The 25,560-nt window shown below is 44.7% G+C and carries 23 protein-coding genes; 10 read left to right on the forward strand and 13 right to left on the reverse strand.

Translation table 11 applies throughout. The annotated features are described in order from the left end of the window. Positions 1 to 55 precede the first annotated feature (55 nt). Entirely contained in the window at positions 56 to 745 is a 690-nt protein-coding gene (locus QV280_RS06735) for a sulfite exporter TauE/SafE family protein (RefSeq protein ID WP_152819970.1), read from the reverse strand. A 138-nt stretch (positions 746 to 883) separates the two neighbouring features. Here QV280_RS06735 and QV280_RS06740 point away from each other — a divergent pair, with 138 nt between their 5' ends. Next, positions 884 to 1,333 (forward strand): tellurite resistance TerB family protein, encoded by a 450-nt coding sequence (locus tag QV280_RS06740; RefSeq protein WP_152819871.1) that lies wholly within the window; start codon positions 884 to 886, stop codon positions 1,331 to 1,333. A 51-nt stretch (positions 1,334 to 1,384) separates the two neighbouring features. Here QV280_RS06740 and QV280_RS06745 read toward each other — a convergent pair whose 3' ends face one another. Next, the gene (locus QV280_RS06745; RefSeq protein ID WP_023403119.1) at positions 1,385 to 1,915 is read right to left on the reverse strand and encodes a 3'-5' exonuclease; all 531 of its coding nucleotides are present in this window, start codon (positions 1,913 to 1,915) and stop codon (positions 1,385 to 1,387) included. A 151-nt stretch (positions 1,916 to 2,066) separates the two neighbouring features. Here QV280_RS06745 and QV280_RS06750 point away from each other — a divergent pair, with 151 nt between their 5' ends. The 3 genes from QV280_RS06750 to QV280_RS06760 all read left to right on the forward strand — a co-directional run bounded on the left by QV280_RS06750 (position 2,067) and on the right by QV280_RS06760 (position 7,483). After that, on the forward strand, positions 2,067 to 2,699 hold the full coding sequence (locus QV280_RS06750; RefSeq protein WP_023403120.1) for a DUF2760 domain-containing protein: 633 nt from the start codon (positions 2,067 to 2,069) through the stop codon (positions 2,697 to 2,699). Continuing rightward, a complete protein-coding gene (locus QV280_RS06755) occupies positions 2,699 to 4,543 on the forward strand; it encodes an Hsp70 family protein (RefSeq protein WP_023403121.1) in 1,845 nt (614 codons plus the stop codon). The genes QV280_RS06750 and QV280_RS06755 overlap by 1 nt, the downstream gene beginning before the upstream one ends. A 69-nt stretch (positions 4,544 to 4,612) precedes the next feature. Beyond that, entirely contained in the window at positions 4,613 to 7,483 is a 2,871-nt protein-coding gene (locus tag QV280_RS06760; RefSeq protein ID WP_152819870.1) for an Hsp70 family protein, read from the forward strand. Positions 7,484 to 7,586: 103 nt separating this feature from the next. On the opposite strand, the gene nadS is transcribed toward QV280_RS06760, so the two are convergent. Then, positions 7,587 to 7,871 carry a NadS family protein gene (nadS, locus tag QV280_RS06765; RefSeq protein WP_021712916.1) on the reverse strand — a complete coding sequence of 95 codons (285 nt, stop codon included), beginning with the start codon at positions 7,869 to 7,871 and terminating at the stop codon, positions 7,587 to 7,589. 279 nt (positions 7,872 to 8,150) lie between these two features. Between nadS and msrB the strand changes: the two genes are divergently transcribed. After that, the gene (gene msrB / locus QV280_RS06770) at positions 8,151 to 9,302 is read left to right on the forward strand and encodes a peptide-methionine (R)-S-oxide reductase MsrB (RefSeq protein ID WP_152819869.1); all 1,152 of its coding nucleotides are present in this window, start codon (positions 8,151 to 8,153) and stop codon (positions 9,300 to 9,302) included. Between the two features lie 108 nt (positions 9,303 to 9,410). Here the strand turns inward: msrB and QV280_RS06775 are convergent, their stop codons facing one another. From QV280_RS06775 to QV280_RS06810, 8 genes are all read right to left on the reverse strand, one after another. Beyond that, a complete protein-coding gene (locus QV280_RS06775) occupies positions 9,411 to 9,884 on the reverse strand; it encodes a DUF2947 domain-containing protein (RefSeq protein WP_152819868.1) in 474 nt (157 codons plus the stop codon). Between the two features lies 1 nt (position 9,885). Beyond that, positions 9,886 to 10,476 (reverse strand): HD domain-containing protein, encoded by a 591-nt coding sequence (locus QV280_RS06780; RefSeq protein WP_152819867.1) that lies wholly within the window; start codon positions 10,474 to 10,476, stop codon positions 9,886 to 9,888. Then, positions 10,464 to 11,057 (reverse strand): ribosomal protein S5-alanine N-acetyltransferase, encoded by a 594-nt coding sequence (gene rimJ / locus QV280_RS06785; RefSeq protein WP_023403127.1) that lies wholly within the window; start codon positions 11,055 to 11,057, stop codon positions 10,464 to 10,466. The genes QV280_RS06780 and rimJ overlap by 13 nt, the downstream gene beginning before the upstream one ends. Before the next feature lie 48 nt (positions 11,058 to 11,105). Beyond that, complete coding sequence (tyrR, locus tag QV280_RS06790) at positions 11,106 to 12,650, reverse strand: transcriptional regulator TyrR (protein ID WP_367869535.1); 1,545 nt, start codon at positions 12,648 to 12,650, stop codon at positions 11,106 to 11,108. A gap of 92 nt (positions 12,651 to 12,742) precedes the next feature. After that, complete coding sequence (locus QV280_RS06795; RefSeq protein ID WP_367869534.1) at positions 12,743 to 13,906, reverse strand: YcjF family protein; 1,164 nt, start codon at positions 13,904 to 13,906, stop codon at positions 12,743 to 12,745. 4 nt (positions 13,907 to 13,910) lie between these two features. Further along, a complete protein-coding gene (locus QV280_RS06800) occupies positions 13,911 to 15,311 on the reverse strand; it encodes a YcjX family GTP-binding protein (protein WP_152819866.1) in 1,401 nt (466 codons plus the stop codon). 72 nt (positions 15,312 to 15,383) lie between these two features. Further along, positions 15,384 to 15,569: a hypothetical protein gene (locus QV280_RS06805; RefSeq protein ID WP_023403131.1), complete on the reverse strand. Its 186-nt coding sequence runs from the start codon at positions 15,567 to 15,569 to the stop codon at positions 15,384 to 15,386. Between the two features lie 128 nt (positions 15,570 to 15,697). Next, a complete protein-coding gene (locus QV280_RS06810; protein WP_023403132.1) occupies positions 15,698 to 17,212 on the reverse strand; it encodes a fumarate hydratase in 1,515 nt (504 codons plus the stop codon). 162 nt (positions 17,213 to 17,374) lie between these two features. Between QV280_RS06810 and pabB the strand changes: the two genes are divergently transcribed. The 4 genes from pabB to QV280_RS06830 all read left to right on the forward strand — a co-directional run bounded on the left by pabB (position 17,375) and on the right by QV280_RS06830 (position 22,270). Beyond that, the gene (pabB, locus tag QV280_RS06815) at positions 17,375 to 18,733 is read left to right on the forward strand and encodes an aminodeoxychorismate synthase component I (protein ID WP_152819865.1); all 1,359 of its coding nucleotides are present in this window, start codon (positions 17,375 to 17,377) and stop codon (positions 18,731 to 18,733) included. Between the two features lie 30 nt (positions 18,734 to 18,763). Next, positions 18,764 to 19,375, forward strand: coding sequence for a CoA pyrophosphatase (locus QV280_RS06820; RefSeq protein ID WP_152819864.1), 612 nt, complete (start codon positions 18,764 to 18,766; stop codon positions 19,373 to 19,375). Between the two features lie 116 nt (positions 19,376 to 19,491). Further along, positions 19,492 to 20,892 (forward strand): asparagine--tRNA ligase, encoded by a 1,401-nt coding sequence (asnS, locus tag QV280_RS06825; RefSeq protein ID WP_152819863.1) that lies wholly within the window; start codon positions 19,492 to 19,494, stop codon positions 20,890 to 20,892. 187 nt (positions 20,893 to 21,079) lie between these two features. Then, a complete protein-coding gene (locus QV280_RS06830) occupies positions 21,080 to 22,270 on the forward strand; it encodes an amino acid aminotransferase (protein ID WP_152819862.1) in 1,191 nt (396 codons plus the stop codon). A gap of 71 nt (positions 22,271 to 22,341) precedes the next feature. On the opposite strand, the gene QV280_RS06835 is transcribed toward QV280_RS06830, so the two are convergent. Together QV280_RS06835 and QV280_RS06840 are read right to left on the reverse strand one after the other, a co-directional pair. Continuing rightward, a complete protein-coding gene (locus QV280_RS06835; protein WP_152819861.1) occupies positions 22,342 to 22,881 on the reverse strand; it encodes a GNAT family N-acetyltransferase in 540 nt (179 codons plus the stop codon). A 71-nt stretch (positions 22,882 to 22,952) separates the two neighbouring features. Continuing rightward, positions 22,953 to 23,378, reverse strand: a complete 426-nt coding sequence (locus tag QV280_RS06840; protein WP_367869533.1) for a GNAT family N-acetyltransferase — start codon at positions 23,376 to 23,378, stop codon at positions 22,953 to 22,955. Positions 23,379 to 23,688: 310 nt separating this feature from the next. Here QV280_RS06840 and QV280_RS06845 point away from each other — a divergent pair, with 310 nt between their 5' ends. Continuing rightward, complete coding sequence (locus QV280_RS06845; RefSeq protein WP_152819860.1) at positions 23,689 to 25,560, forward strand: putative nucleotidyltransferase substrate binding domain-containing protein; 1,872 nt, start codon at positions 23,689 to 23,691, stop codon at positions 25,558 to 25,560.

Here is a 25,560-nt window from a genome sequence, read left to right on the forward strand (position 1 = left end):
TTAATTATAGAGTTACATCTACAAAACGCGTAAAAATTACCATGATTTTTTGCCGCTAACTCAAACCCTGCCAAATAGCATAGCTACCACTCACTAAACACAATACTAATGATATTCTTCGCATCCACTCTTTTGATACATAATCAACCGTGCGCATCGCCAGCCAATACCCAAGAAAAGCCGCTGGGATCAGGGGTAAAGTTAGCCAAACATGCATTAGGGTAAAACGTCCCACAACAGCTAATACCGTTAACGATATCACCGCACTAAATACGAAAAATGCCGACAGATTACCGCGCAGATTATTCGCCTCTTGGTGTTGTAGTAGCAAAGCCATTGGCGGTCCACCGATACCTGAGCTCGTACCCATAAAGCCAGATAAGAAACCGGCAACTAACATTCGCTTTGGCGTAGGCGCAATGCGAAACGGTAATGCACTGACTAATACCGCAAGCAACACAAATGCACCTAAGCCAATTGAGAGCATACTGGCTGAAACATATAGCAAGATTCCCCCGCCGACAATTGAGCCCGGAACGCGGCCATAGAGCGCCAGTTTTAAACCGCCAATACCGATATTTTTTCGATATTTAAAGGCGGTAATTAGGGAGATAAACAGCCCCACCAAAGAGATAGGCCCTGGGATATAGTCGTGCGATATATGAAACAACAGGGGCGCAGAGACAATTGCCAAACCGAAACCTATGGTTGTTTGCACAAAAGAGCCCATAAAGATCAAGAGCATGGCTAATAGGGTCGAACTTTCAAAGACACCTAGTTCAGGCATTTTTACTCCAAAGTAGTTTTGCAAAATTGATTATTGACTTCATCGACCTTAATACTGCATATAATGAACATAGATCACAGAATTAAGGACACATGCATGTTTAATAAAATTCAATCACTGTTTAAAGAATTATTAGACGGTAATGACCTAGCCCATCACGCAAAACACCAACCTAAACTGGCTATCGCAGCGCTACTTTGTGAAGTCACCGCAGCCGATCACGAACAAACGCCAGAAGAGTTATTAGCAGAGCAAACCATGCTACACAAATTGCTAGAAATTACCGAAGAAGAAGCGACCGAACTGCTTGCTAACGCTCGTCAACAAGCAGAACAATCCGTCTCTCTTTACGATTTCACATCGCAATTAAGAGACTTACCAAGAGAGAAGCGCAATCTACTGATCAAAGCCATGTGGACTGTCGCTTATGCTGATGGTGAGCTTGACCCAATAGAAGAGTCAGTTATACGTAAAGCCGCTGAGCTTATCTATGTTGATCACAAAGACTTTGTGAAAGCCAAACTGGACGTTCAGCAGTCGATGTAGAGATAACAGTCATTACTCTCAAGTCTCTAGTCGTAACTCACAACTCAAAATTCACAACATAGTCAGAGCAAGTTTTGCCAAATTGTAAGCGTCGGTATACCCAGAGTGTTGCCGACCTTCCCATTCGATATTCACCGCATCTTGCGCCGCTCTATGACCAATGCGTTTATCTTTCAAACGATGCTGTATTCGATAAAGCGTCGCCAAATTTACAAATTCGACGAATGGAAAATCAATGCCTTTTTCTCGGCATTCATTGCGAAAGATGGTGTCATCCCTACCCCAGCTTGCGTAAATTTTATTCGCACCGCCGAAGTTTTTTATCATTGATTTCATTACCGCTTCTAGCGGTCTGCCTTGCTTTTCTATTTTTCTTGCAGAAATGCCCGTTAATTCGGTGCAGAATGGCGAAATTTCATCATGTTCAGGCTTTACATAGTATTGGGCGCGTTTGACGATTTCTTGCTTACACAGATCGATTTCAGCTAAGCCAATCTCTATGATTTCACCCGTTGTTCCCTTTCCGTTTTCATTCCAGCAACACATTTCTAAATCAAAGCAAACAACTCGATTATAGTTCATTCAATCCTGTTCATTAATGGTCAACATTGCCGGTAAGTCTACCTTAAATAGACGCATGCAAACTATAAGTAAATTCATTTAAGTACTTGAATTTCTGCTCAAGAACCCACACATTTAGAGCAATTATAAAATATCCAATGAGACTCTAATCATGATCATCGACCTATCCGTGTTACCGACCACGTTTGATATGCTGCACGCAGGTTTGGCTGCCTCTAGTGTCGTCCTGCTGGCCGTTGCTATTGCCCGTAAGCCAAAAACCATTGAAAAGATTATAGAAAAACCCGTTGAGAAACGTGTTGAAGTTGAAGTACCCGTCGAGAAAATCGTTGAAGTTGAGAAGATTGTTGAAGTTGAAAAAGTGGTAGAACGCGTTGTTGAAGTGCAGTCTAAACTAAAGACAGCCTCGACAGATTCTGCATTACAACTGCTTTCACTTTTACAACAAGAAGCACGTTTAATTGATTTTCTTAAAGAAGACATCTCATCTTTTGCCGATGATGAAGTGGGCGCGGCGGCTCGCGTTATCCATAGCGGCGGTCAAAAAGTATTAAAAGACTACGTTACACTCTCTCCAGTGCGTAGCGAAACCGAAGAAACCACAGTCTCTGTCGCTGAAGGTTTTGATGCTCAAGAAATTCGTTTGATTGGCAATGTCACAGGAAAAGCGCCATTTACTGGCACGCTTATCCATAAAGGTTGGAAAGCCGACAACATTGAACTGCCAAAACTGTCTGAAAACTACAACGCCGCAATCATTGCGCCAGCCGAGGTTGAGCTTTAATGAACGAATCAGCAAAATATATCGTCGGTATCGACCTTGGTACCACGCACAGCGTACTCTCTTTTGTTGATAAGCATGACCAAGATGCAAAAGTTGCGGTCATGCCGATTGCGCAGCTAAGCGCACCCGGTCAAGTAGAAAGCCAAAACCAACTTGGCTCATTTATCTATCAGCCAAGTGAACACGAAATGGGCGCGGGCTCTCGCACTCTGCCTTGGACGGATTCACCGGAAGCGCTAGTGGGTTCTGTTGCTAGAAAACTGGGTAGCAAAACCCCTATTCGTTTGGTGGCAAGTGCTAAGTCGTGGCTGTGCCATGCCGGCGTTAACCGCCGTGAAGCTTTCTTGCCAGCCGGTAGCCCTGAAGAGATCACAAAAATCTCTCCGCTTCGTGCAACTGAGCTTTATCTAGAACATTTAATGCAAGCGTGGAATCACGCGCATCCTGAGCATCCATTGCAAGAGCAAGACGTCACTATCACAGTGCCTGCATCGTTTGATCCTGCGGCGCGCGATCTTACCGCAGAAGCGGCGCGCAATATCAATTTACACCACTTAACTCTTTTAGAAGAGCCACAAGCGGCGCTGTACAACTGGGTTGAGAAAACCGGTGATGATTGGCGTAACCAACTCAGTGTCGGTGATGTGGTACTGGTGGTCGATGTGGGCGGCGGCACAACCGATTTATCGTTGGTTTCTGTTACCGAAGAAGACGGCAATCTGACTCTAGAGCGTGTTGCTGTAGGTGAACATATCCTACTTGGCGGTGACAACATGGATCTTGCCTTGGCCTATCGCATCAAAATGAAGATGGCGCAAGACGGAAAAGATCTGCAGCCATGGCAAATTCAGTCCATCGTACACGCTTGTCGCGATGCCAAAGAAGCGCTGCTTAACGACAAAGAACTGCAATCAGTACCGATTGTGATTCCGAGTCGCGGCTCTAAGCTAATGGGAAGCACGCTAAAAACTGAGTTAACTTCTGAAGAAGTACAGCAAACCTTAGTCGATGGCTTCTTTCCTATCGTTGATATCGACGAGCATCCAAAACAAGCTCGTCGCGGCGCACTTACCCAAATGGGCTTACCTTATGCCCAAGATGCCGGCATTACGCGCCATATCGCAGCATTTTTAAGTAAACAAGCGCAATCTACTGCTGATATGTTTGGCGGTATGTTCGATAACAGCAAACCCGATTTTGTAAAACCGACCGCTATCTTATTTAACGGTGGTGTATTAAAAGCCAATACTCTTTCTGAGCGTTTGTTTGAAGTCATCAACCTATGGCTTAGCGATAGTGATGCGCCAGAAGCTAAACAACTGCTGGGTTCCGATCTTGATTTAGCGGTCTCTTCAGGCGCAGCTTATTATGGTCAAGTGCGTCAAGGTAAAGGCGTACGTATTCGTGGTGGTATCGCTTCTAGCTACTATGTGGGCATTGAAAGTGCGATGCCTGCCATCCCTGGTATGGCGCCGCCAATGGAAGCACTCTGTGTCGCTCCATTTGGCATGGAAGAAGGCTCAGCGGTTGACGTACCAAGCCAAGAGTTTGGTTTGGTGATTGGTCAGCCGGTACACTTCCAATTTTATGGTTCAACCACGCGACGTGAAGACGGCGCTGGTACGCATTTAGATTACTGGCAAGACGGTGAGCTAGAAGAGTTACCAGAAATTCAAGTCACGTTAGATGCCCAAGAAGGCCGTCAAGTGGGTGAAGTAGTAGCAGTCAAACTGGCGGCTAGAGTCACTGAACTTGGCACCTTATATCTTGAAGCCATCGCGCAAGATAACGGTCAAAAGTGGCACGTTGAATTTAATGTAAGGGACGACAATCACTCACATTAATCTATAATGTTCAATCACAGCACTGAGGTCTCAGTGCTGTTTTTTTCTATTCTGCTCAGAGTTAACACTATGGCATCGTCAAAAAAATCTCGCTTTCTAGTTGGCATCGATTTAGGCACAACCAATACCGTTGTCGCCTTTTGTGAAAACAATGAACCTCTTAAAGAGTCGCCGTTACAACTGTTTGAAATACCGCAGTTAGTTGGACAAGGTGAAGTGGCAAAAAGGCCACAGCTGCCCTCTTTTCGTTTTCACGCCACCAAGCAACAGTTTTCCAGTGAGTCACTGCAACTGCCTTGGGAGCAACACAGCGTAGACGGTGACATTGAGCAAGTGATTATTGGTGAGTGGGCACGTGAGCTTGGCTCGCAAGTTGAAGGCCGCCAAGTATCCAGTGCCAAAAGTTGGCTGTCACACAGCAATGTGGATAGAGAATCCGATATCCTGCCTTGGGCAGGCGCCGACGATGTTGATAAAGTCTCACCGGTTATTGCCAGTGCCAGTTACTTAAATCATATTCGTCTGGCTTGGAATCATCAAAACCCAATCAACCGACTGGAAGAGCAAGAAGTGGTGATTACCGTTCCTGCCTCTTTTGACGAAACCGCGCGCAACCTCACTTTAAAAGCGGCGCGCCTTGCTGGATTAGATTCAGTATTACTGCTCGAAGAGCCACAAGCGGCCTGTTATGACTGGTACGCGCGCTTTGAGCAGCAACAAAACCCAGATTTATCCGATATTCCGCTTATCTTAATTTGTGATGTGGGCGGCGGTACGACCGACCTCAGTTTAATCAAGGCCAATTACAGCGATAATCAGCTAAGCCTTAGCCGCATTGGTGTGGGCGAGCACTTAATGCTCGGTGGTGACAATATTGACTTAGCCCTTGCGCATATTAGTGAGCAAAAGCTAAACAATAAAACCCCAATGAAAGCGCAAGCTTTGGGGAAACTGATTTCGCAAACACGCCGCGTGAAAGAAACTTTGCTTGGGGTAAATGCGCCTGAAGAAGGTAAAGTGACCTTACTTGGCGGCGGTTCACGTCTGATTGGCGGCGCGCGAAGTGTGGCTCTGAGCAAACAAGAAGTTCAAGAGTTGGGCTTAGAAGGCTTTTTCCCTGACGTTGAATTTGACCAGTTACCGAATCATAAACGTAGCGCTGTGGTGGAATTTGGTCTGCCTTATGTTTCAGACCCTGCTATCACCAAACATGTGGCACAGTTTTTAAATCAGCACCAAGCGGCTTGTCATGACGCTTTAAATGCTGCCAACAACTCTGCTCAAAGTTCATTTCAAAGTAACGAAAAAGCCATTCCAGTGGCGTTATTGGTCAATGGCGGCGCATTTAACAGCCCACTGATTAAAGCGCGCATGCAAACCGTGCTAGAACATTGGCGAGGCGATGCCATTACCCTATTGGACAACCCGCATCCAGATTATGCGGTTGCCTACGGCGCAGTGGCGTACAGCAAAGCCAGACGAGGCGCACAGCTAAAAATTGGAGGTGGCAGTCCGCGCTCTTACTTTTTGCATCTGCCAAGTAAAAACAAAAGCCAAGCCTTATGTTTATTGGGCAAAGGCGCAGAAGAAGGCACCGAAGTTCGCCTAACCGGACGACGCTTCGCCCTGACCTTAGATCAACCGGTGCGATTTAACCTATTAACCACCACCATTGATACGCTCAACGATGGCTCTATTCCCAACAACGGCACCTTGCATGCCGTTGACAGTGATGTGATGCAAGCCTTGCCGCCGTATGTGGCATCGCTCGACAGCGGCAAAGTTGAGGATAGTGAAACGCTATCAGCCAATCAGAAACGCCGCGTGGAAGTGCAACTTAGTAGTAAACTGACCGAGGTCGGCACACTGCAATTAGAATGTGTGGACATCAACGATGACACGGCTCGCTGGCAAGTTGAGTTTGAAGTGCGCAATCAAAAAGCGGTGCAAGAGCAAGAAATTCCCGCTAACTTACAGCAATCAAAAGAGCTAATTTCCAAGCTCTACAGTGGTAGTAAGAAGCAAACCGACGTTAAAGAAATCAAGATGCTCGCCAAGCAATTAGAGCGCAACTTAGGAAAACGAGATAACTGGGACGTGACCACGTCACGCCATATTTTCGATGCATTTGCCTTGGGTAAAAAACGCCGTCGCCGCTCTGAGCCGCATGAGAAAAACTGGCTACGCCTTGCAGGCTATAGCCTAAGACCGGGCTTTGGCGATCCCGTGGATTCATGGCGCATGGAACAAGTGTGGCCTTTGTATCAACAAAGCATTCAGTTTAAAAATCAACAAGGATGGAGTGATTGGTGGATATTCTGGCGTCGTGTCAGTGGCGGTTTAAATCAAGAACAGCAAGAAACCATCCTTGCCGATATTGCAAAATACTTACACCCCGGCGCATTAAAAAACCCGCAATCTGCTAAGTTAGCCCATGAGCAAGGTTATGAAGCTATGGTGCGTTTGTCTGCGTCCCTTGAGCGACTGCACTTTGATGATAAAACCTTGTTAGCAAACTGGTTTATCAGCAAGGCCTGCAATATGGATAGCTATCGTGATGCGCACTGGTGGGCGCTGGCAAGACTGGCTAACCGCAGACCACTGTATGGCAGTCAGCACAACGTTATTCCTGTGGCAGACGTTCAAGGTTGGCTAAAAACCTTATTAGATCTGGATTGGAACAAGCAAAAAATGGCCGCTTTCGCAGCGGTGATGATGTCTTGTAAAACCGGTGATAGAACATTAGATATTTCCGAAGAGTATCGCGCGCAAGTCATCGACAAAATCACAATTAGCAAAGTGCCGCAAACTTGGCTACATCTGCTCAATAGTGAAGAATCGTTTGATCAAGAAGAAGCACAAAAAGCCTTCGGTGACACCCTACCCGCTGGATTGCAGTTGCTTAAAGAAGATCTTAAAGAAGAGCAGAAAGACGAATAGCCAAATCTGTTAAAGTGCTCCCTTCTATTTTGCATTTGATTTCGTTTTCGGTATCAAATGCGATAGATAGTTGGGAGTAATAACAAGTCATAAATCAAAACTGTTACGCCAAAGCACGAATCACCGCTTGTGGATCTTTGGCAAGTACATTCAATAGCACCAACGCCGGACCTCTTGGCGTTCTATCACCGCGCTCCCAATGGCGTAATGTGCCCAAACTAATACCAAACGTAGATGCAAATTCTGCTTGTGTCATTGCCACATTATGACGAAGCGCTTTCACATCCACTGCATCAAATTGATGAACGGTTGCCCCTTTTGTCTTGCCTTCAGCAAATTCAACCGCCTCCAGCAGACCTTGTTGAATACTTTCAAATGCGCTAGTCATACTTCTCTCCAGCGGGTGTTTGATAAATTCACCAAAACGTTGCATTTTTGTTCTGACAACTCTACAACCTCATAATTAACAAACTATAATCCATTGGATTACCTGTGACAAATTTTGCACCCTACATTTACCGTTAGAATGATGCTCTCGTGATCTTATAAATATCTGCAAATACATGGTAAACCATCAAAATTGCACAATAATTATCCTTAAACTTGAAAGTTTTTCTCAGTTGCCTCTGTCCTATTAGAAACTGTCAATGAAACAACGAGGTCTCATATGAAACGGCTCTCTACTGCTCTTCTTGGGGTGGCACTGGCGCTACCTTTGGTTTGGATGATTTCGGCGCCGTCAGTGGCTGATGATCAAAAAATGACTAATGCTAGCAACGTTAAAACCGCAACCTTAGCTGGTGGTTGTTTTTGGTGTACTGAAGCTGATTTAGAAAAACTGCCGGGCGTTATCGATGTGGTGTCGGGCTATGCCGGTGGCACAGAGAAAAACCCGACTTACAAGCAAGTAGCGGCAGGTAAAACTGGGCATATTGAAGCCATACAAGTGAAGTACGATGCGGATAAAGTCAGCTACGTACAGGTACTCGACCAGTTGTTTCGCCATATGGACCCTACCGATGATAAAGGCTCATTTGTAGACCGAGGTGCTCATTATCGCCCAGCTATTTTTTATCACAACAAGCAGCAATTCGATATCGCAACTCAGTTTATCCAAGATGTGGACGCTTTAGGCATCTATAAAAAGCCAATCAAGACCGAGCTTATTCAATACACCACGTTTTGGAAAGCAGAAGAGTATCACCAAGATTATTACAAAAAGAATCCGATTCGCTATAAATACTACCGTCACGGCTCTGGGCGTGATCGCTATTTAGATTCTATTTTCGGTAAAGATCGACAAAAGAAAAACATGACCCTCATCGCTATGATTGAAGCCAATAGCCATGCAGGGAAAATGTCGAGCAGTATGTCGAACACTAAGACTTACAGCAAACCCAGCGACGCTAAAATTAAGCAGATGCTTACGGAGATGCAATATTATGTCACTCAGCAAGAAGGGACTGAGCGCCCTTTCAAAAACGAGTATTGGGATAATAAACGAGCCGGCATTTACGTAGATATTGTCTCTGGTGAACCTTTGTTTAGTTCAACGGATAAATACAAATCTGGTACCGGTTGGCCAAGCTTTACCAAGCCAATCGACAAGCAGTTTATTACTGAGCACAAAGACAATAAGCTTTTTTATACGCGAGTTGAGCTAAGAAGTCGTTTTGCAGACTCTCATTTGGGGCATGTATTTGAAGATGGACCCGAGCCAACGGGGCTAAGATACTGCATTAATTCAGCGTCGCTGAAGTTCATCCCTAAAGAGCAGTTGGCGGCTATGGGATATGAGCAATATCTATCGCTGTTTTAATCGGATTTAAGTGATTTAAGTTAAACCAGCAACAGGGTTTCTTGTAACCGAATACTCATTGTGGTGTTTTATACAATGAGTATTCGCTTTTCTAACAAGGAATATGGCTTAAGGACGATTACCTAGCTTCACTTGGCCATCCGAGGTAAACCATAAGGCTTGCTTGCGACGACGAGCCACTAAAATTGGGCCGTCATCAAAGAATAAGAAGTTTTTCCAGTGCGCTTTAAAGATTGCCCAAGTGGTTTGAATCACGTTGTACTTTTCATAACAAAAATACACTGTCACATCATCTTGCCAATCAATATGCTCAAAGATTTCATCAGGCAATCCCTGATCGTCTGACTCCCAATTACTCATCCAATTCACTGAATCAAGCCAGTTTTGATTGGATGTAGCCCAATCTTGGCTGCTCATACGCTCAGCATCTGGGCTTTGTTTGCTGATATTGTCTTTCCAAAACACCGAGCTCTTAGCTTGCGTCATTGGCATAATCGCGGCTAAGTCCTGTTCAGGAATCGGCATTGATTGATGGGTAAAGATCCACTTACGTGAATAGTCATCTAAAGATATATAATCCATATTACTCGTCTTTTAGCCAGCCATTAGCGACTGCTTCATCTATGATTTGTAACGCTTTCTGCCACAAGGTTTCTGAGCCTTGTTGAATGCGACTGTTTATTGCAATAACTTGACTGCGCTTAACTTGATGCTCAACCCAGCTCTGACCTTGATTATGATAGTTCAAAAACATAGGAATAAAGCGGTCTAGCGCTTTGGCAAATTTAGCATCATCACTGCTTGCCGCTTCAAATTCATCCCAAATGGCGCGCAGTTCTATGCGTTGATCATCAGGCAAAAAGCTAAATAAGCGATCCGCCGCTTGCAGTTCTTTTTGCTGCTGTTCTTGTGAGGCTGCCGCATCGTACACAAAGGTATCACCGGCATCAATTTCCACAATATCGTGCAGTAACAGCATTTTTAATACGCGACTAACGTCTACCTTATTGTTAGCGTGCTCTTGGGTTAACAAGGCCATTGTCGCCACATGCCAGCTGTGTTCGGCGCTGTTTTCAAGGCGACCTTGCGCGCTCTTTACTCGAGTACGTCGTAATACATTTTTCAGTTGATCAATTTCGATCAACATATCAAGTTGCTGATTTAATCTTTGCATGCTGCTGTCCAATGTTGATTGGTTAATGAGGTGAGCACATGGTCCTGCCAACGCCCATCAATCAAAAGGTAATCTTTTGCTACGCCTTCTTTGGCAAATCCCATACGTTGCAACACTCGTGCACTGCGCTGGTTTCTAGGCAAATAAGAAGCCTGAATGCGATGCATATTATACTTTGAGAACATAAATTCACAGGCTTGGGTTAAACTGCTGTGCATCAGGCCATTGCCCTGCTCTTCTTCATCTAACGAATAGCCTAAATTACAGGAATGAAATGGGTAACCCACAATATTGCTAAAGGTAATCACGCCGAGCACACGCGTCTCTTTAGCATTTAGAATCAACAAGTATAAACCTTGTCGCAACTTTTCTAATTCGGCTAAGCGAGTGATCTTATATTTCCATCCGGACACGGTATAAAACGCATTATCTCGAATGGGATCCCAAGGTTTTAAAAATGCCTTGTTACGCACAAAATACTCACACACGATTCTTGCATCCGTTGCCCCAACCGAACGTATGGTGACTCGTTGCGATGAATGATCTTTGGCTATTAGCGTCGGTTTATACGTAAAAAACATCGTGTCACCTATTTATCTAGCACATGTCTAGCAAACTTATCCATACACTCATTTTTTACCAATATCGTAATCACGTAATTTATTGGCAATTGACGTATGAGAGACATTTAAGCGTTTCGCCAGCTTTCTGCTAGATGGGAAGGCTTGATAAAGTTTATCTAATACCTGCGACTCGTGACGTTTCATTATTTGATCCAATGAGCCGTCCATGTCCAGTTTCGCTTCAGTCGTGTTTAAGTTATCCAAGGTTGGTAGGTGAAAATGCTTGGTCGACAGTTGCACCCCGTCTAGCTCAGTTAACGCGCGCAAAACCGTGTTATCGAGCTCACGGAAGTTACCCGGCCAACGATAACTAACCAGCGCATCCATTAAGCTTGCTGAGCAGCTTGGTTTATCAATACCCAATTGCGAGCAGTGCTTAACCAATAACATATCCAGTAACGGCGCAATATCTGAAGGTCTTTCATGCAGTGGCGGGATCTTCAAATTAAGCACGTTCAATCTAAAGTACAGATCTTGGCGGAATGTACCCGACTCAATTAACTGCTCTAAAGTGTGGCGAGTTGAGGCGATAACGCGCACATTTACGCTCACTTCTTTATCTTCACCGACACGTCTAAAAGTGCCATCTTGCAAAAATCGCAACAGTTTACTTTGTAAATGCGCAGACATTTCGCCAATTTCATCTAAAAAGACCGTACCACCATCGGCATTTTCAAAAATACCTTTGTGTAGTTTGCCTTGATTTATCGCGCCGTCTGCATGACCAAATAACTCTGTCTCTGCCACATCGTCGGGCATAGAGGCGCAACTTAATACAATAAATGGGTTGTTTGAGCGGTGAGAGCGAGCATGACAGGCTCGCGCAAGCATCTCTTTGCCTGTGCCCGTATCGCCTTCTATCAATAACGGCTGATCCAACATAGAAAGCTTTTTAGCTTGAGTAATTAGCGCTTTATGACGACTGGATGTGCCAACAAAGTGCTCAAAGCCTAACGGATCGTGATCGGCAACAGAGTCCGAATTATTTGCTTCGTAACGCGATTGTCTTAACTGTAATACCGTACTGGCGTGGACTAGAGTGTCACTATTTTGTTGCAATCGAACCGGAATGATCTCCATTTGGTAATCAATCCCAGCAATAACGATATTTTGTTTTTGTCTTTCACTGCTGTCATCAAGCCAGCCTTGATAAGAAAACTGCGGCAGGATTTGACTGATAGAAGTGCCCAGTATTGGAAGCTCACTGTTATGAAATAACTGCTGCGCTTTTTGGTTAGCCATATCGATTTGTCCATTAAGACTGACCGATAATAACGCTTCTGTGAGATTATCTAGTACCGCAGTGAGTTCCGTGTTCTTTCTTTCACTTGGCATAAACCCGATGCGACGAACATCAGACACCCCATCGATGCGTCTGATTTGCGCCATCAAATTTCTGAAAGATTCAAAATCTAGCTCTGGGCAGTTGAGATAAATAATGCCGATAGGATCAATTTCGATACCTCGTAAATCTAAGTTTTGCGAGGTAAGAATATCTAATAATTCGCGGGTTAACCCTAAGCGATCTTCACACAATACTTCTAGGCGCACGTCTGACTCTCAAGTGTTCATTAATCTTTACATGAGTGTCTAGCAGAAGCGTACTACAGTCAAGCAATATCAGGCTTTATAAGGGCTTAACTCTAATCTTCATCACGAGAATTTTGTAAACGATGCTTAACAGATAACATGACCTGATGGCGAACGTGGCGTAATTTTAATTGATTGGTTTTTGAAAATGGAATAGGACGCATCAATTGCGCCGCTTTTATGCCAAGGCGCGCGGTTAATAAGCCCACACCGACTCCTTGCGCTACTCGGCTAGAGAGTTTGGCGGTTAAATCCATGGACAACAGATCCATCCCTGCATCAATAGCAAGCTCACTACCACCAGCGGCAGCCATATTGATTAAGGTTAACCGTAATAGCTGTATACGTGACCAGTAACCAAGCTCAACCCCATACTCTTTAGCAATGCGGTTAATTAACGAGATATTGCGCCAAGCGACTAACAACATATCGGCGGCGGCCAAGGGGCTTGCCGCAACCATCACTGCCGCCTCAGATGAGTATTTAGCAATGGCTTTATTTACTTTATCGTCCACTGGAGACAGCACATAGCCTTGGTATAAATCCAACATATCACGATCTGAATGGTTTTCACTGCGATGCTGTGACCATTTCGCCAGCCCAACGTTTTCGACTCCTTTAGCAGCCAAAGAGCTTGATAGAGAATCGCAAAATGCGGCGGCTTTGCCATAGTCGTTGTCATCATACAGCTGCTGCGCTTTCATCTGCGCGTCACCTTGACGACGCAAGCGACGCATTTTTATCAGCTCGCGCAATAGTACGCCTGCGCCAATAATGCAGCCTCCGGTCAATAACGCAGTCCAAGCCAGCGCCAGAAAATCATTGGATTGAAAGGCACTAATAAACGATTCGCACAGTTGCCAAAAGCTTAGCCCGCCTAAGGTAGCAAACAATAGCTTCCATTTTAGTGGCACTTTACGGCGACGAAATAACGTCACGACCTTCTCTTCAATGGCTTCATTTTGCTCAGCGACCATAGGTTCGCTTTGAATAAACTCATGACTGGCAAAAGTTTGCTTCGCGTTTAATGGCTCATCATCCGCTTCTTTAAACGCATTTGTTGTTTGCTGTGACTCATAATACTTTGAGTGATGAGGTTCTGATTTAGAAGCTTGGTCTTGTGCGCCCTCAGATGGGTTCTGCTCTGATGGATTTTGCTTGGCTGCGTGTTGCTTAGCTTGGCTAGCAAAGACCTGCTTGGGTTTATATTCACTCACACTATCACCTTAATTTATCGCCAAGCAAAAACTGAATCACCTTACCCATACCTATGTGTGGCAACGGCTGAGACTCAACGTAGTTTTGCGGTCTAAAACTTACAAAATCAAACCCCTGTTTATCCCAAAACTCAGCTTTTGGCAGTGTAGCAGGCACTTCTCCGGGATAAACAGTAAGCTCTTCACCCTGCATACTCGTGCCGTGAATCACTGGCGTAGTGTGCGATTTATGCTCAACAAACCCCGTTTGTGTCGATTGTATAGAGGCAAAAGGAATGCACTCCATCGCCACACTTTCAAAAGACACGTGTTGCCAAATGGGCTGAACTAAATGGCGCAGCAACAAGCTCAAGTTAGCATGTTGATCAGGAGTGATATGATCGGCTTTGGTCGCCGCAAACAGCAATTTATCGGTACGCGGCGAAAACAAACGGCGCATCAGGCTATTTTTACCATAGCTAAAGCTTTTCATGATTTCGGTCAGTGCTACCTGCATGTCACTAAAAGCATGTTCACCTTGATTTAGCGGTGATAACACATCCACCAGCAAAATTTGCCTATCAAAGGAGGCAAAATACTGTTTATAGAAAGGGCGAATCACCTGTTGCTGATATTCTTTATAGCGATTGATGAGTAAATCTAACGCGCCGCCTTTTATAGGCTTTTCTTTTGCTGTCTTTGCTTTTTCTGAATGCACTTTACTTAAATACGGGAAAAACAATAACACGGGCGCATCCGCAAGCTCGCCGGGCAACACGAATCGCCCCGGTTGAATCAACTGATAACCTTGCGCTTTTAAGCTCAGCAATAATTGCGTGAATTCGATAGATACCGCATTGATCATTTTGTCGTCCGTCAAATGCTCGATATCAAGGTGCTGAGTACGCGCTAGCCACGATTGCACTTCAGGAAGGTCAATCTGTTGCAAACGTTTTAATTGCTGCTCTGACCAAGTGGCAAAATCCATCTCAAGCATAGGTAAATCGAGCAACCACTCCCCTGGATAATCCACTAAATCAAGGTATAAAGTGGCAGTACGGCTCACCAACTTACGCGCTTTATTTTGCGGTTTGTACTTAATGGCAATGCGTATTTCGCTGACATCTCGGGTCGGCGTTGGCCAAGTGGGCGGATCAAGTTTAAGCGACTCGTAAGAGCCATCAAGGTTAAATCTAGGAGTGAGCAAATTCTTTTGCGGGACACGTCTTGCGCCTAACAAGCGGCCATCACGCTGGGCGGCAAGTAACGGTAAGTTATCATGAGTCGAGGTATGCAGAAGTTGATCGACAAAGGATGTGATAAATGCAGTCTTTCCTGCACGAGAAAGGCCGGTGACACCAATTCTTAGGTGTGCATCCAGCCCTCTATTAAGTAGTTGTTTTGCTTCGTTTGTTAATCTGTTCATATCACGCTCCTTGCCTCAAGATATTGAATTGTTCTCAAAATATCCAGCATTAGAACGCAACATTAACAAGATTTAATCATCGGCAATGAGCTTATAGATAACAAACAAGGCCAATTCAAGTAGCAAAGTCATCACGATCGTAATCGTAATGTATTTCTCATGAAAGATGGCGATTCCGTTAAGGATAAGGTCATAACAAAGAAAGCCACCGATCACGACGGCAACAATCATTTGTAAAATTTGGACAAAACGTGGCATAACATCCCCTGTAATTAAAAGCACACATGTAAGTGTATCAGCTATCTAGCTGAAATTTCGAAAAAAAGCGCAATCTTTGATTGCGCCCTCTCGCGCCCGTCATCAGGGCGTTTCTATCATAAATAGCGCTATTCCATTTCCGCTATTTTTACTTTCCAAGTATCTGGCCCAGTTTGGTGCGCATTTTCGCCTGTTGAATCCACCGCCACTGTAACGGGCATATCTTCAACATCAAACTCGTAAATGGCTTCCATACCCAGTTCTTCAAAAGCAATGACTTTAGCGCTCTTAATTGCTTTAGATACCAGATACGCCGCGCCGCCCACTGCCATCAAATATACGGCTTTATTCTGTTTGATAAGCTCAACGGTTTGCGCGCCGCGCTCAGCTTTACCAATCATGCCTGCAATGCCGGTTTTAGAGAGCATCATATCGGTAAATTTATCCATGCGGGTTGAAGTTGTCGGTCCAGCAGGCCCTACCGCTTCATCACCAACTGCGTCCACAGGGCCAACGTAATAGATAAACTTACCCTTAAAATCAACACCTTCAGGAAGCCCTTCACCGCTTTCCAATAATTGCTGAATACGCTTGTGCGCTGCATCACGCCCTGTAAGCATTTTGCCAGACAGCAGTAAAGTTTCGCCTGTCTTCCACGACTCAATCTCTTGCTGAGTGACGCTATCAAGGTTCACGCGGCGTGCTTTATCACCTGCATCCCAAGAAATATCAGGCCAATCTTCAAGTTTTGGTGGCGTCAATGTAGCCGGGCCTGTGCCATCAAGCGTGAAATGCACATGACGAGTGGCGGCGCAGTTTGGGATCATACATACCGGCTTAGAAGCGGCATGCGTCGGCGCGGTTTTGATCTTAACGTCTACTACTGTGGTTAATCCGCCCAGACCTTGCGCGCCAATGCCCGTTTTATTAGCACGTTCGAAGATATCAAGGCGCATTTTCTCTTCGGTTGTGGTGGCGCCGCGCTCCATTAGTTCATGAATGTCGACCGGATCCATTAGCGATTCTTTCGCCAGCACTGCTGCTTTTTCTGCGGTGCCGCCAATGCCTATACCGAGCATGCCCGGTGGACACCAACCTGCGCCCATCAAAGGTAAGGTTTTTTCCACCCATTCTGCGACATCATCGGATGGATTTAACATCACCATTTTGGTTTTGTTTTCAGAGCCGCCGCCTTTAGCCGCAATTTGCACTTCGACTTTATCACCAGCCACCATGTTGATGTGCACAACTGCAGGGGTGTTGTCTTTACTGTTGATGCGCTTACCGGCAGGATCGAGCAAAATAGATGCGCGTAAAGGGTTATCAGGATTGGTGTATGCCTGCCTTACGCCCTCATCAACCATCTCTTGCACCGTCACGCTCGTGTCTTCCCACTGCACTTGCATACCAATATTGACAAAACAGGTCACAATGCCCGTGTCTTGGCAGATAGGTCGATGACCTTCAGCGGATAGTCTTGAGTTTATCAAAATTTGCGCAATGGCATCTTTAGCCGCCGTGCTTTGCTCAGCGTGATAGGCTTTTTCTAGCGCTTGCACAAAATCAAGCGGGTGATAATAAGATATGTATTGAAGTGCATCAGCCACGCTGCTGATAAGATCTTGCTTACGAATTATCGTCATTCGTCGAGCCCCTTTTTAGGTCAGTCGGATTCCATTTCATGCACATACAAAGCATAGACTTTATGTACATTCTGAACTTGAGATAAATCTATGATACTCTTGAGCGGATTATCAAACCACATTCACCTTTACGGTGTCATCACATTTCAAGCAATTTGATAGATGTCTGATTTAAAAATAGAAACTCAAGCACTCGTTTACCATAAAAATCTTGCTGTCACCCTCTTTGAGGATGTTGAGCAGCAACCTTATGCGATGTTACTGCGCTCCGCTTCTGACAATCACCCCAACAGTCGTTACGACATATTGGTGCACTCACCTATTTTAACGGTAGAGACTTTCAATAAAGATAACATTGTCACTCATCAAGGCACAGTTTCTCATATCGCAGGCGATCCCTTCGAGCTATTACGTACATTAGCTAAGCAACATCTTGGGTATATGGACAACCCCACACAACTGCCATTTATTGGAGGGTGGCTGGGCTATTTTAGTTATGACCTTGGACGTCAGGTTGAAGAGATTGCGAGCATTGCACAGCATGACTTAAACGCCCCCGACATGGCTGTAGGTCTGTATGACCAAGCTTGGATTGTCGATCACAAGCTTAAACGTGCGGTTTGGGTAGGCACCTCACAAGCGCAAATGAATCACCCACAATGCCAAAGCAACCCAAATGCGGGGATTGCTCATTTTCAATTGTGCAGTCCTTGGCAAGCCAACATGACACCAGCAGAGTATCAAACCCGTTTTGAGACGGTTCAAGACTACCTACTCTCTGGTGACTGCTATCAAATTAACTTGGCTCAGCGTTTTTGTGCATCGTATGTGGGCAGTGAATGGCAGGCATACAAAACCCTAGAAAATGAAAATCAAGCTCCTTTTTCGGCCTTCATCCGCTTGCCTCACAATGCCATATTGAGCATTTCTCCTGAGCGCTTTATTTTATGTCACGACCAGCAAGTAGAAACTAAGCCAATAAAAGGCACTCGCCCACGATTTAACGATCCTATCGAAGATCAACGGCAAATTGATGAGTTAAGAAATGCACAAAAAGATCAGGCCGAAAACTTAATGATTGTTGACCTGCTGCGTAACGATATCGGCAAAGTCTCCGCGCCAGGCAGTGTGCAAGTGCCTCATTTGTTTGAAATAGAGAGCTTTCCTGCGGTGCATCACTTGGTCAGCACTGTCACAGGTGAGCTTGATCGCCAATACGATGAATACGATCTGCTTCGCGCTTGTTTCCCCGGCGGCTCTATCACTGGCGCGCCTAAAGTGCGCGCGATGCAAATCATCGAAGAGCTAGAGCCTCATCGTCGCAGTGTGTATTGCGGCAGCATAGGTTACATCAGTCGCTGTGGCAAAATGGACACCAGCATTACTATCCGAACCTTGATCACCGAAGCGCAGAATATCTACGCTTGGGCAGGTGGCGGATTGGTCGCGGACAGTGAATGCACCTTAGAATATGAAGAAACTTTACATAAGCTCAGTAAAATTCTGCCAATATTAGAATAACCTTAGCCCAATAAAGCCACAGAGCCTGCAATGACTAAAGCCGAGTTTTTACAACAATTTAATTTTACAACGCCCAGTGATTACGACGCTTTTAGTTTGCAACGTCTTGCGCATTTTAGCCAAGACGTGCTGCGCCCTGCAGCGGTGTTAATTGGCTTAGTTGAACGAAAAAACGGCCTGCACGTTGTGTTTACCAAGCGTGCTGCGCATCTTAAACATCATCCGGGACAAGTTAGTTTTCCCGGCGGTAAATATGAGAGCAGCGATAAATTGCTACTCAATACCGCAGTGCGAGAAACCACTGAAGAAGTGGGCATTCCCAGTCATATGATTGAGATCATCGGCACGCTTCCCTCACTGCCCACCATTAGCCAATTTTCCGTCACTCCTTATCTTGCGTGGATAGACGCAAGCTATCAGCCTAAAATTGATGCCAATGAAGTGGCTGAGGTGTTTGAAGTCCCTGCTGATTTTCTTTTTTCGCCCATTAACTTGGTTAATTTTCATTTCCAATTAAAAACCGTCACCCACAAAGTGTTTGCCATGCCCTATCAAAAACATTTTATTTGGGGCGTTACCGCACAAATAATTGATGCAATGCAAAGACAACTGGCTCCGTTTGGTGGAATAAACAGCGCTTAAAAAAAAATCCGTTATAAATTGTCACTCTTTACTTGATGCAAATTTATTGGAATGTAAACTGAGAGGTTCTATTTCTTATCTTTTTCTCAATAGCATCTATTGGAGAGTAATACCAAATGACTTACGCGCCTGTAACAGACGTTCTTAACGGCAAGCTAGCAGTAAACAGTGAAGTCACTGTTCGAGGCTGGATCCGTTCACGTCGCGATTCCAAAGCTGGGATCTCTTTTCTCGCCATCTATGACGGCTCTTGTTTCGACCCGATTCAGGCCGTGGTCCCAAATAGTCTTAATAATTACAATGATGAAGTCCTTAAGCTGACTACAGGTTGTTCTGTTGAAGTGACGGGTACCATCGTTGAATCTCCGGCAAAAGGTCAAGACTTTGAACTTGCTGCCACTGCTGTACAAGTTGTTGGCTGGGTTGAAGACGCAGACACTTATCCTATGGCTAAGACTCGTCACTCAATTGAGTACCTTCGTGAAGTGGCACACCTTCGCCCTCGCACTAACGTAATTGGTGCAGTAGCGCGCGTTCGTAACTGCTTGTCTCAAGCTATTCATCGCTTCTACCACGAGCAAGGTTTCTTCTGGACTTCAGCACCGTTAATTACGGCATCTGATGCAGAAGGTGCAGGTGAAATGTTCCGCGTTTCAACGCTGGATCTTGAAAACCTACCTCGCACTGAGCAAGGCAATGTGGACTACAACGAAGATTTCTTCGGTAAAGAAACCTTCCTGACGGTATCTGGTCAGCTAAACGCAGAAGCGTACGCTTGTGCACTAAGCAAAGTGTACACTTTCGGCCCGACGTTCCGCGCTGAAAACTCTAACACCAGTCGTCACCTAGCTGAATTCTGGATGGTTGAGCCTGAGATTGCTTTTGCGGATCTAGATGACGCGGCAAAACTGGCCGAAGACATGCTGAAATACGTATTTAAAGCTGTTCTTGAAGAGCGTCGTGACGATCTTGAGTTCTTTGCACAACGTATCGACAAACAAGCGATTACTCGTTTAGAGCAATTTGTTGACGCTGATTTTGCCCAAGTAGATTACACAGACGCGATTCAAATCCTTAAAGATTCTGGTCGTGAGTTTGAGTTCGCTGTTGAATGGGGCATCGATATGTCTTCTGAGCACGAACGCTACCTCGCAGAAGAGCACTTCAAAGCACCTGTTATCGTGAAAAACTACCCTAAAGACATTAAAGCTTTCTACATGCGCTTAAATGACGACGGTAAAACAGTCGCGGCAATGGACGTTCTTGCTCCGGGTATCGGTGAAATCATCGGTGGTGCACAACGTGAAGAACGTTTAGACGTATTGGACGAGCGCATGATTGCGATGGGTATCGACCCAGAACACATGAGCTGGTACCGCGATTTACGTCGCTACGGCACAGTGCCTCACGCAGGTTTCGGTCTAGGTTTCGAACGCCTAGTCTCTTACGTAACTGGCATGGGCAACGTACGTGACGTGATTCCATTCCCACGTACACCACGTAGCGCAAACTTCTAATAAGAAGCTTTTATATTAAACCGCCCTTTCGGCGGTTTTTTTGAGCCTATTGAAAAATAATTGAAGTTGAACAGAGCAAACGCTGTCGATTTCAAAATTAATTACAAATCTATTGTTTTGGCGATTTTCTAAAGGTATAAATAAAGTCTATCGCTTTTCATTAATTCACTAAACACGGACGATTCTCATGTTTGAAAAAGTAGTTGCTGCTCCTGCCGACCCTATTCTTGGCTTAACTGAAGAATTTAAAAAAGACACACGCAAAACCAAAATTAACCTTGGTGCTGGCATTTACAAAAATGAACAAGGTTCAACCCCTGTTCTGGCGACTGTAAAGAAAGCAGAACAAGCTATTTTAGACACTGAGAAAACGAAGTCATACCTAACTATTGAAGGTACTGCTGAATACGGTTTAGCAGTACAAAAACTTCTATTCGGTGAAAACAGCACTATCGTTTCAGACAAGCGCGCTAAAACAGCGCAAGCTCCTGGCGGTACAGGTGCGCTACGTGTAGCCGGTGAATTCATTAAACGTCATTTAGGCGGCGCAAAAATTTGGATCAGCAACCCAACATGGGCAAACCACAAAGGTGTGTTTACCGCGGCTGGTCTAGAAATTGCAGAATACCGTTACTACAACGCAGAAACAAAAGCGAAAGACTTTGACGCTATGCTTGCTGATCTTAACCAAGCAAATGAAGGCGACATCGTATTGCTTCATGGCTGTTGTCACAACCCAACGGGTATCGACCCAACATTTGAAGAGTGGCAAACACTGGCGCAACTTGCAGCAGACAAAAAACTGATCCCACTGTTTGACTTTGCATACCAAGGTTTTGCAAAAGGCGTGGAAGAAGATGCAGCAGGTCTACGTGCATTTGCTGAGCGTAACAGCGAAATCCTAGTAGCAAGCTCGTTCTCTAAAAACTTCGGTTTGTACAACGAACGTGTCGGTGCATTTACGCTGGTTGCGGACAACGCAGAAGTGGCGCAGACTGCATTTTCTCAAGTGAAAGGCATTATTCGTTCTATCTACTCTAACCCACCGGCACACGGCGCGGCAGTAGTGACTCACATTCTTAACAACGCTGAGCTTCGTCAAGAATGGGAACAAGAAGTCAAAGAGATGCGCGATCGCATCCATGAAATGCGCACTTTGTTTGTAGAAACTCTTAAAGCGCAAGGCGTAACTGCTGACTTTAGCTTCATTGAGCGCCAAAACGGCATGTTCTCTTTCTCTGGTCTAAACAAAGAGCAAGTGACTCGCCTTAAAGAAGAATTTAGCATCTACATTGTTGGCTCTGGCCGTATTAGCGTAGCTGGCATGACCAAAAACAACATGTTGCCTTTGTGCAAAGGTATTGCAGCGGTACTGTAAGCCTATTGCTTAAAAGCATCAGTTAAAATTTAAGAAAACCACAATATTATCAATGTATTGTGGTTTTCTTTTTATATACAGTATCGTTCTTGAAAGTTACAGTTAATCCAATACCTTGCTAAAAGATTGGGAAAAACCTTACCCATAACAACGTTCTCGAATTTACCACCGTTAGCTTCGATAACAGCTCTTGATGCTAAGTTATCTTCGTCTGCGGTGACCAAAACTCTGTCGATGCCTAACTCAGCCACTTTTGTTAAAGCCAGTTTAAGCATCAGCTTGCCTTTACCTTTTGCACGATGAGAAGGCGCGATGTCATAACCAATATGACCCGCTTCAAGGGAAAGAAACTCATTGTTGATATTATGGCGTACGCGAATAGCGCCAAGGATAGACTTCTCTGTATTGACCAACCAAAAGTGGCTACAAGGCACATAGCCATCACGCAGATTTAAACCAGCCGCTTCATCCCTGATTCGCTTAACGTATCTTGGAAAATCGACTTTCCCTTCAAGATAATATTCAGCATTTTCAACGTCATGTTTAGCAAAATCAGCGTAGAACTGCGCAAAAGCGGACTGATATTCCAGTGATGGTACAACTAACTCCATGGTATTTTCTCCTGTAGTGTTAAGCACAGTTAACTACTGATGAGCACACTCCCTACTTGAAGCTAACTTGCTTAAATACGATACACATCAGGGTACCAAATTTGCATTAGCATTTCTGGATTTTCGATCTCTTCAAATCCGCATTGGGAATACAAGCTATGAGCATCTTTTGTCGCAAGCATGATACGTCTTAGCCCTTGTAAATCAGGATGTTCTAAGATGGTTTGCAGCAACCATTTACTCAAGCCTTGCCCTCGGTGAGACTCCAAGACAAATACATCAGCAAGGTAGGCAAACGTTGCTTTATCTGTGATTAAGCGAGCAAAGCCAACTTGAGCACCACTATTATCAAATAAGCCAAAGCAAAATGAATTAGAGAGTGCTTTTAAAAGCGTATGTTTAGGCATATCTTTCGCCCAATAACTCTCTGAAATAAAATGATAAATAACATCGAAGTCTAGCTCATCGTTATCTGTGCTAATCCTAAATCCTTGCACTAAAACTTCCTCCCTGAAAGGTGACTATGCCACACCGTATTCACCTTTTCCGATGAAGCATTGCCTGATTTTCATCCATATTTACAGAATTGATAAATGTAAGTCAAACCATACTCACTCCGGTATCTGGCACTCTTTATTAAGCAATGTGCACCCACAAACTGCGCTACACTGTAAATGTGCGCAAAATAACACCAATACAGCTGATTATTCCCTTTTCGATGCGAACTATCATCAAACTAAACTATGGATATTCAGGTTTTCGTTCTATGATGAACTCAGCATAGAATCACGATATTTAAGGCATATCATGGAAGTTGAACTATTTGAAATTAAACAGTTTCTAGCGCAATACCCTCCGTTTAATGATTTACCCGATGACACGTTAAATCAAATCGCACTCGCCACTGAAATCTCCTACATTCGCAAAGGCGAACTGGTGGTTTCTCTGGGTGAGGCTATTTCTGATTTTTTTGTTGTGCGTAGCGGCGTTGTAGAGATTTCCAAACGTAATGGTTCGCTGTACAACCGACTTGATGAAGGTGCCATCTTCGGGCAAATGGCGTTATTGAGTAACGGTAAGGTGTTGTTTCCCGCCACTGCAATTGAAGACTGCTTATTGTACTGCATCCCTTCAGATACATTTCAGAGCCTGTACGACAACTTTGACTCCTTTGCCGACTTTGTTGCGCTAGATGACGGAAAGCGTCTGCGCCGCGCCATTGCCAACAATGATGATAACGATCTGACTACCGCAAAAGTCACCTCATTGATCAATCACCCCGCTTCTACTATCAAGGAAGGGGCATCTATTAGAGATGCGGCTATCTTGATGGACGATGAAAATACTTCGTGTTTATTGGTGGTGGACGATGAACAAACTGACAGTCGCGACCGTTTGCGTGGCATTTTGACTGATCGTGATTTGTGTACTCGCGTGATCGCACAGGGCGTATCACCCGATGACACCATCAAGTCGGTGATGACTCAAGACGTGATCTCTTTAGACAGCAACGCTTATATTTATGAAGCCATGCTGACCATGCAAAGATTCAATGTTCACCATTTACCTATCGTTAAAAAGAACACCCCTATTGCGGTCATTGAAGCCAGTGATATTGTGCGTTACGAATCACAAAACTCATTACTGCTGGTCAGTTCTATTTTCCAACAAAACACGGTAGCCGACTTGGTCACTTTATCTGAGCAAGTGAGTGACAGTTTTGTAAGATTGGTCAACGAAGACGCCAACTCACATATGGTCGGTAGCGCAATGGCGATTATCGCCATGAGTTTCAAACAACGCATCATCGAGCTGGCGGAAGAAGAGTTAGGCCCCTCGCCTGTGCCATATTGTTTCTTAGCCTTAGGCTCAATGGCACGTGATGAGCAATTGATTGTTACCGACCAAGACAACGCCATCATTTTGTCTAACAGTTTTGATAAAGAAAAACATGATGAGTACTTTGCCAAATTGGCAAGCATAGTCAGCGATGGTCTAGATCAATGTGGTTATCCATATTGTACTGGAGACATCATGGCGACCAACCCTATTTGGCGCATGACCCAAACCGAATGGGAGGAATGTTTTGCCGATTGGATAGATAATCCAAACGCAAAAGCGCTACTTAACGCCTCCATATTTTTTGATCTTGTGGGTGTGCATGGTCAACTCAAATGGGCCGATAAACTCAATCGCTTTATTACTGAACGTGCAAAAAATAACTCTAAGTTTTTGTATTGCTTGGCGCGTAATGCGCTAAATCGCACACCGCCATTAGGCTTCTTTAAAAGCTTTGTAATGGAAAAAGACGGCAACCATAAAAACTCGATTAACTTAAAACGACGTGGCACAGCGCCACTAGCCGATCTAATTCGAGTGCATGCACTGGCGGTGGGTTCGACTCAAAAAAACTCTTTTGAACGTTTGGATGATATTCTCGATTCCGGCATTTTGCCACGAGGCCGCGCGCAAGATCTTAAAGATGCATTAGAGTTTATCTCTTTGGTGCGCATCCGCCACCAAGCGATTGATATTAATGAAGAACGTGAGCCGGACAATAATATTGAACCTGAAAACTTATCCGATTTTGAACGACGCAACCTAAAAAATGCTTTTCAAATTCTCAGCAATGCGCAGAACTTTTTGAAATTCCGCTATCAAGGTACTTCAATAAAATAA

This window comes from Vibrio sp. B1Z05 (assembly GCF_052955985.1).

Bases quoted from the DNA above. Each gene is read 5' to 3' on its own strand.
- pabB (WP_152819865.1), top strand. From the start codon at position 17,375: ATGTCTGATTTAAAAATAGAAACTCAAGCACTCGTTTACCATAAAAAT.
- QV280_RS06740 (WP_152819871.1), top strand. From the start codon at position 884: ATGTTTAATAAAATTCAATCACTGTTTAAAGAATTATTAGACGGTAAT.
- QV280_RS06845 (WP_152819860.1), top strand. From the start codon at position 23,689: ATGGAAGTTGAACTATTTGAAATTAAACAGTTTCTAGCGCAATACCCT.
- rimJ (WP_023403127.1), bottom strand. From the start codon at position 11,057: ATGTTTTTTACGTATAAACCGACGCTAATAGCCAAAGATCATTCATCG.
- QV280_RS06810 (WP_023403132.1), bottom strand. From the start codon at position 17,212: ATGACGATAATTCGTAAGCAAGATCTTATCAGCAGCGTGGCTGATGCA.
- QV280_RS06745 (WP_023403119.1), bottom strand. From the start codon at position 1,915: ATGAACTATAATCGAGTTGTTTGCTTTGATTTAGAAATGTGTTGCTGG.
- QV280_RS06835 (WP_152819861.1), bottom strand. From the start codon at position 22,881: ATGGAGTTAGTTGTACCATCACTGGAATATCAGTCCGCTTTTGCGCAG.
- msrB (WP_152819869.1), top strand. From the start codon at position 8,151: ATGAAACGGCTCTCTACTGCTCTTCTTGGGGTGGCACTGGCGCTACCT.
- QV280_RS06775 (WP_152819868.1), bottom strand. From the start codon at position 9,884: ATGGATTATATATCTTTAGATGACTATTCACGTAAGTGGATCTTTACC.
- QV280_RS06805 (WP_023403131.1), bottom strand. From the start codon at position 15,569: ATGCCACGTTTTGTCCAAATTTTACAAATGATTGTTGCCGTCGTGATC.
- QV280_RS06760 (WP_152819870.1), top strand. From the start codon at position 4,613: ATGGCATCGTCAAAAAAATCTCGCTTTCTAGTTGGCATCGATTTAGGC.
- QV280_RS06780 (WP_152819867.1), bottom strand. From the start codon at position 10,476: ATGCAAAGATTAAATCAGCAACTTGATATGTTGATCGAAATTGATCAA.
- nadS (WP_021712916.1), bottom strand. From the start codon at position 7,871: ATGACTAGCGCATTTGAAAGTATTCAACAAGGTCTGCTGGAGGCGGTT.
- QV280_RS06755 (WP_023403121.1), top strand. From the start codon at position 2,699: ATGAACGAATCAGCAAAATATATCGTCGGTATCGACCTTGGTACCACG.
- QV280_RS06750 (WP_023403120.1), top strand. From the start codon at position 2,067: ATGATCATCGACCTATCCGTGTTACCGACCACGTTTGATATGCTGCAC.
- asnS (WP_152819863.1), top strand. From the start codon at position 19,492: ATGACTTACGCGCCTGTAACAGACGTTCTTAACGGCAAGCTAGCAGTA.
- QV280_RS06820 (WP_152819864.1), top strand. From the start codon at position 18,764: ATGACTAAAGCCGAGTTTTTACAACAATTTAATTTTACAACGCCCAGT.
- QV280_RS06830 (WP_152819862.1), top strand. From the start codon at position 21,080: ATGTTTGAAAAAGTAGTTGCTGCTCCTGCCGACCCTATTCTTGGCTTA.
- QV280_RS06735 (WP_152819970.1), bottom strand. From the start codon at position 745: ATGCTCTTGATCTTTATGGGCTCTTTTGTGCAAACAACCATAGGTTTC.
- QV280_RS06800 (WP_152819866.1), bottom strand. From the start codon at position 15,311: ATGAACAGATTAACAAACGAAGCAAAACAACTACTTAATAGAGGGCTG.